This is a genomic window from Allobosea sp. P1_B10 (genome assembly GCF_056406735.1).
The window spans coordinates 1-1,192 of the sequence record NZ_JBFTZP010000038.1; the positions used below are offsets into that span (position 1 = coordinate 1).

General features: G+C 64.0%; 1 protein-coding gene. It reads left to right on the forward strand.

What is annotated here, in order from left to right:
• Nucleotides 1–28: 28 nt before the first annotated feature.
• Nucleotides 29–1,192: elongation factor Tu (gene tuf, locus AC1D2L_RS25770; protein ID WP_476848742.1), on the forward strand; the 1,164-nt coding region annotated here is incomplete at its 3' end.

The window sequence follows — 1,192 nt, forward strand, 5'->3', positions numbered from 1 at the left end:
ATGGCCAAAGAGAAATTCGCGCGCACGAATGGCCAAAGAGAAATTCGCGCGCACGAAGCCGCATTGCAACATTGGTACGATTGGTCACGTCGACCATGGCAAGACGTCTTTGACGGCTGCGATCACGAAGGTTTTGGCTGAGTCTGGCGGCGCGTCGTATACGGCGTACGACCAGATCGACAAGGCGCCTGAGGAGAAGGCCCGCGGCATCACGATCTCGACGGCGCACGTCGAGTACGAGACGGCAGCGCGCCACTATGCGCATGTCGACTGCCCCGGCCACGCCGACTATGTGAAGAACATGATCACGGGTGCGGCGCAGATGGACGGCGCGATCCTGGTTGTGTCGGCTGCCGACGGCCCGATGCCGCAGACCCGCGAGCACATCCTGCTGGCACGCCAGGTCGGCGTTCCCGCGCTGGTGGTGTTCATGAACAAGGTCGACCTGGTCGACGACGCCGAGCTGCTCGAGCTCGTCGAGATGGAAATCCGCGAGCTTCTGTCGAAGTACGATTTCCCCGGCGACGACATCCCGATCACCAAGGGCTCGGCGAAGGTCGCGCTCGACAACGGCGACAAGGCCATCGGCCATGACGCGGTGATCGCGCTGATGAAGACGGTCGACGACTACATCCCGCAGCCGGCCCGTCCGCTGGACCTGCCGTTCCTGATGCCGGTCGAGGACGTGTTCTCGATCTCGGGTCGTGGCACGGTCGTGACCGGTCGCGTCGAGCGCGGCATCGTCAAGGTCGGCGAGGAAATCGAGATCGTCGGCCTGAAGGACACGGTCAAGACGACGGTCACCGGCGTCGAGATGTTCCGCAAGCTGCTCGACCAGGGCCAGGCTGGCGACAACATCGGCGCGCTGCTGCGCGGCACCAAGCGTGAAGACGTCGAGCGCGGGCAGATCCTGTGCAAGCCGGGTTCCGTGAAGCCGCACACCAAGTTCAAGGCCGAGGCCTACATCCTGACCAAGGAGGAGGGCGGTCGCCACACCCCGTTCTTCACCAACTACCGCCCGCAGTTCTACTTCCGCACGACGGACGTGACCGGCGTGGTGCACCTGCCCGAGGGTACCGAGATGGTCATGCCTGGCGACAACATCGCCATGGAAGTGCACCTGATCGTGCCGATCGCGATGGAAGAGAAGCTGCGCTTCGCCATCCGTGAAGGCGGCCGCACCGTCGGTGCC